Origin of the sequence: Mesorhizobium sp. M2A.F.Ca.ET.039.01.1.1 (genome assembly GCF_003998035.1) — a bacterium.
Classification (GTDB): Bacteria; Pseudomonadota; Alphaproteobacteria; order Rhizobiales; family Rhizobiaceae; genus Mesorhizobium.
On sequence record NZ_RZRY01000595.1, the window covers coordinates 1 to 3,869 of the forward strand.

The window sequence follows — 3,869 nt, forward strand, 5'->3', positions numbered from 1 at the left end:
GATCTTTGCGGTAATAGAGCGCCGGCACGTCGGTGAAGATCGGCAGCGCGACCAGCCTGCCGTTGACCGTCTGCGATTGGATGATGGAGGGAAAATGCGCGCCCGCCAAGTCCCTCGTCGCTTCCGTCAGGTCGACCAGTTGGCTGGCCAGCTGCGGTGCCCAGATGACGTCGGTCTGGTAGACGTCGATATCGCTGCTGCCGGCGGCAAGCCACAGCCGGTACTGGCCGAACTGGTCGGTGGTCGAAGGCGGGATGACGACGATGTCGACCTTGTTGCCGCTCTTTTTCTCATAGAGGTCGAGGATCTCGCGCAGCACCTTGATGCCGTTGCCGGTGTCGCCCGACACGATCGACAGTTCCACGGCTCGCGCCTGGACAGCGCCCAGCAGTATGCCGGCGGCCAACGCCAGGTACGCGCAAACAAATTTCACGGGATTGCGGGCCTCCCTCAGCGGCCGACGGTGCCCTCTCGGCGTCGCGGCTCATCCAGGCCCCTGCGATGAATGCACAATGCCGCTTAGGGTTCCATGCGCTCATGCGCCGGTTCGGGCTGAGAGGTCGGGTGAAGCCGTCTCGGTCGGCTCGACCGCGTCGGCGTCCTGCTTTCCTTCACCCGCTTTCACGAAAGCGGACGGGCTCCGAAACCCCCGCCCCGGAGCCCGTCTGGGAGTGGCTGACGCATGCCGGCACAGCCGCCTCCGACGCCTTGCCCGCGTCGATCCGCCGATCGGCCGCCCGGCACGACGACGCATTAGCATGCCCTAACGTCAGCCTATGTGAAGGAGTTCACAATGCCGGGACGCCATTAACCTTCCCAGTCGACCGGGATCATGCCGAGCCGCTCGTAGAGCCTGAAGGCCGCGGTGTTCTTCACACTGTTGGTCTTGAGATCGACATGCGTCGCCCCGCGCTCGCGAAAAATCAGGAACACGTGCCGCATAAGCGCGTCGCCGATGCCCTGCCTTCTGGACTCCGGGTGGACGGCGAGGTCCTTGACGAAACCGGATGTCCAGCAGAGCGCCGCGCCCGCAAGCAGGCCCTTGCCGTCGATGACCAGGAAACAGAGAGCGGGATCGAACTCGGCGTTGCCGGCAATGCGCGGCCACCAGTCGTCGAACGGCCCGTCGGCGCCGTCGTCGAACACCTCTTCCAGCAGCGCGTGGAGCGCGTGCGCGTCCCGGTGCTCGAACGCGCGCATAACGAAGCCCTCCGGCCAATGCGGCGCGGCGAGCGTGTCATCGAGGACCTTGCGCAGGCGGATGTCGTTGGGCGCCGGTGGACGAGGCGTCGTGTTCTCATGCATGGCGCTGTCTCGAGACGCCGCGCGGACCGTCCGCTCAGGCGTCGGGCGGCAGGCGATGCCGCTTGCGGTCGACGCCAAGTCCCGTCGCCTCGAGCAGGCCCCTGCGCTTGGCGTCGTAATAATAGCCGCTCTGGTAGAGCGTGTCGGCGCGCTTGGCGTTGCCGCCCGAGACCAGCCAGGCGCCACGCAGATATTTCACGGCATATTTGAGATTGGTCTCGGCGTCGAACAGGCCGGTCGCCGGGCCGTCATAGCCCATGCCGCGCGCCGTCGCGTGCTTGATCTGCATCAGTCCCCAATGGCCGTGATTATAGGCTTTCGGGTTGAAGGTGCTCTCGCGGTTGACGACATGGCGCACCAGCTCGACCGGCACTTCATAGAGCGCCGAATATTTCTCGATCAGCCGCTCGATCTCGCCGCGCGGGCCGCTGGCGTGCTGTTCGGGCTGGCCAGGCGCCGCCAGCAGAGCGGGGTTGTCCGGCGCCACGTAAGCAACCTGCTGGACACCGGGCATCGGGGCGATTTTTGCCGACTGGCCGGTGACCGGCATGGCGACGCCCGCGGTCGTATAGACCGCCGCCTGCTTGATGGATCCCGCCTGTTTGATGGATCCTGGGCCGGTCGGCGAGCCGCCGGCCGTCAGCACAGGCGGCGGCGGAAACTGGCCGGCCATCGGCGTTGCTCCGGCGAAGGCCGCGGGCTGCGCCAGCGCCGCGCCGGGCTGGACAGGCGGCGGCAAAAGCGCGCCCTGCGTCGCCAGCGCGCTTTGCGTCGCAAGCGCGCCAGGCGTCGCCGGCGCGCCGGGCATCGTCGACATGGCGAGGGCATCTCCGGTAAGCGCGGCGGTCTGCACCTGCGCGAGGCCGGAAGGCTCCGGCAGCACGGCCACTGTTTCAGGCAGCGCGACCGTCGGCGTGTCGTCGGCCACGACAGGCGTCGAGGCTTCCGCAAGCGCGGGCGCGGCCTTCATTTGCGAGGTCGAGGTGCAACCGCTCAGACCAGCAGCGGCAACGAGCACGCCGATCGCGGTGATTATGACTTTTGCTGGCAAGCCGTGAGGGTCCGGTTTGTCTGTTATTAAGGAGTCCTTACACCAGCGATTCACACCCGGCAATCGGGGCCACCAGGCGGTTTTCGGGTGGCGGGAACAGGGCGGAAATGCCATATTGTTCTGGATATGTACTCGTTTTTCGCTGTTTTGCCGAAGGAAAACGCCATGAAACCCACATCTGAGATCACGGCCGGCCACGCAGTGTTAGAAACAGTGATCGGCTTCATGGGCATCGCCTGGAATGAGAAGGGCCTGATCCGGCTCTGCCTGCCCGAACGCAGCCGCGGGGCGGTCGAGCGCCGGCTGTTTCGTCACGCCGGTGTTTCGAAATCGACCGACCAGCCGCAATGGGTGGTCGAGCTGATCGCCTCGATCCAGGCCTATGCGGCCGGTGAGGACGTCGATTTCTCCGACGTGCCGGTCGATCTCGACGGCGTCGATGACTTTCGCCTCGCCATCTACGATGCCGCGCGCAAGCTCGGCTTCGGCGAGACCACCACCTATGGCGAGTTGGCCAGGCGCGCCGGCCATGCCGGGCTCGCCCGCGAGACGGGTGCTGCGCTCGGCGCCAACCCGGTGCCGCTGGTCATCCCCTGCCACCGCATCCTGGCGGCCGGCGGCAAGATTGGCGGCTTCTCCGCGCCGGGCGGCTCGGCCACCAAGGAAAGGATGCTGGCCATGGAAGGCGTTCGCGTCGGCCCGCCGCCCGTCGCGCAGGCCTCGTTCGAGTTCTGAGGGGCGCTACCCGGCCCTTCACCCGCTGTCAGTCGTTGTGCAGGAACCGGCGACGGAAACGCCGATCGAAGTCCGGCCGCTTGCAGACATAGACCATGCAGGACCTGGTGTCGGCGCTCGGAACATAGGCGCGCGACCTCACCTCGCCCGCGTTGCAGAAGCGCTCGTCGCGCACGTAGCGATCATAGAGCGGAAGCCCCGGCACCCGCGTCGACTGATAGCGCAGGATGACGGCGCCCTGTCTGGCGATCGTCGCCTGCACCCGGTCGCAGCTCATGCGCGTCGGATCATAGCGCGACACCGCCTGCGCCTCGGCGGCCAGCAGCAGCAGGCAGGCCGCAAGCAGAATGGTTTTCATGGTTCTCCTCCAGGAACGGCGAGCATTTCATCTCTCCACAACGTGTGACCGGTGTCAAAACTTCCGTGCGCCGCTTCCAAACGCCTGAGGCTGCACGCCGGCAGCGCGCAAGCGAACGTCTTGTTTTCTTGCAAAAACTATCCTATATCCGGTGCATTGAATTTGGCCGATCGATCGGGCCGCGATCTTCGCGTTTGCTGACGTCTATCTCCAAAGTTTCGATACCGCCGGCCGGACGTTGGTCCGGTCAAACAAAAGCAAATGTGAAGGACTTTCTATATGGCAACTGGTACGGTCAAGTGGTTCAACGCCACCAAGGGCTACGGCTTCATCCAGCCTGACAATGGCGGCGCGGACGTTTTCGTCCACATCTCCGCTGTCGAGCGCGCTGGGATGACGAGCCTGGCTGAAGGCCAGAAA

6 protein-coding genes are annotated in these 3,869 nt (G+C 65.5%); 2 read left to right on the forward strand and 4 right to left on the reverse strand.

What is annotated here, in order from left to right; all coding sequences use genetic code 11:
• From EOA24_RS30020 to EOA24_RS30030, 3 genes are all read right to left on the reverse strand, one after another.
• Positions 1-433: extracellular solute-binding protein (locus tag EOA24_RS30020; protein ID WP_127410380.1), on the reverse strand; the 433-nt coding region annotated here is incomplete at its 3' end.
• A gap of 374 nt (positions 434-807) precedes the next feature.
• Positions 808-1,305 (reverse strand): N-acetyltransferase, encoded by a 498-nt coding sequence (locus EOA24_RS30025; protein ID WP_126081724.1) that lies wholly within the window; start codon positions 1,303-1,305, stop codon positions 808-810.
• 34 nt (positions 1,306-1,339) lie between these two features.
• Positions 1,340-2,356, reverse strand: coding sequence for a lytic transglycosylase domain-containing protein (locus EOA24_RS30030; protein WP_126081723.1), 1,017 nt, complete (start codon positions 2,354-2,356; stop codon positions 1,340-1,342).
• Positions 2,357-2,521: 165 nt separating this feature from the next.
• Here EOA24_RS30030 and EOA24_RS30035 point away from each other — a divergent pair, with 165 nt between their 5' ends.
• Positions 2,522-3,091, forward strand: coding sequence for a methylated-DNA--[protein]-cysteine S-methyltransferase (locus EOA24_RS30035; protein WP_126081722.1), 570 nt, complete (start codon positions 2,522-2,524; stop codon positions 3,089-3,091).
• Positions 3,092-3,119: 28 nt separating this feature from the next.
• Here EOA24_RS30035 and EOA24_RS30040 read toward each other — a convergent pair whose 3' ends face one another.
• On the reverse strand, positions 3,120-3,449 hold the full coding sequence (locus EOA24_RS30040; RefSeq protein ID WP_126081721.1) for a hypothetical protein: 330 nt from the start codon (positions 3,447-3,449) through the stop codon (positions 3,120-3,122).
• Between the two features lie 279 nt (positions 3,450-3,728).
• Here EOA24_RS30040 and EOA24_RS30045 point away from each other — a divergent pair.
• On the forward strand, positions 3,729-3,869 hold a 141-nt coding region (locus EOA24_RS30045), incomplete at its 3' end, for a cold-shock protein (protein ID WP_133374678.1).

Excerpts from the sequence above, each read along its gene's own strand:
- EOA24_RS30040 (WP_126081721.1), bottom strand. The coding sequence starts at position 3,449 with ATGAAAACCATTCTGCTTGCGGCCTGCCTGCTGCTGCTGGCCGCCGAG.
- EOA24_RS30025 (WP_126081724.1), bottom strand. The coding sequence starts at position 1,305 with ATGCATGAGAACACGACGCCTCGTCCACCGGCGCCCAACGACATCCGC.
- EOA24_RS30035 (WP_126081722.1), top strand. The coding sequence starts at position 2,522 with ATGAAACCCACATCTGAGATCACGGCCGGCCACGCAGTGTTAGAAACA.